The sequence below is a fragment of the Streptomyces sp. AC627_RSS907 genome, from assembly GCF_019049165.1.
The window spans coordinates 1-593 of record NZ_JAGMUE010001117.1 but is presented as its reverse complement, the minus strand read 5'-3'; the positions used below and the strand labels follow the sequence as shown (position 1 = coordinate 593).

General features: G+C 74.5%; 1 protein-coding gene. It reads left to right on the top strand.

Annotated features, from left to right (window positions below; genetic code table 11):
* The coding region (locus KUM32_RS40590) for a hypothetical protein (protein WP_217146697.1) at positions 1–593 on the top strand (593 nt) is incomplete at both ends.

The following is a 593-nucleotide window of genomic DNA, read 5'->3' as shown; positions in this document are numbered from 1 at the left end:
GCGGCGGTCGCTGGCGAACCTGCTCCCGGTGCCGCCGGTCCCGGTCCCGGTGCACGAGAGCGACGACGCGTTCGTGGCCTCGGTGGACGGCGTCACCTGCGTCTGCCCCTGGCGCACCCGACTGCGCGGCTGGCTGGCGCTGGAGGAGATCTCCCAGCGGCTGCCGGGGCCGCTCCTGGACGCCGCGCTGCCGCCGGTGGTGCGCCGGCAAGCGGCGGCCGATTTCGAGCGCTGGTCGGAGCGTAATCCGGACGCCCGGCCGTGGATCCGCAGCGCGACCTGGCACGTGCCGGTGCGCTGGTTCGTCCTGTTCGCCGACGCGGAGCGGGAGTACACCAAGGGCGAGGACGGCCTCGTGCTGCGGTACCGCACGCCGATGGTCGAGGCCAGGCGCCGCGTCGCGCGCGGCCTCAAGGCGCTCAAGGAGGCGCTGGAGGAGGGCCCCCTGATCGACGGCCTGGTGGACGTCGGCCGCTGGCTGGAGGAGTTCCACCCCCGCTCGCTCGTGGAGTTGGACTACGGCGGCCTGGTGCACGCACTGCCCGAGGGAGAGTTGGCCGACGACCATTCCGCGGCGGACGTCGCGGAGGGGC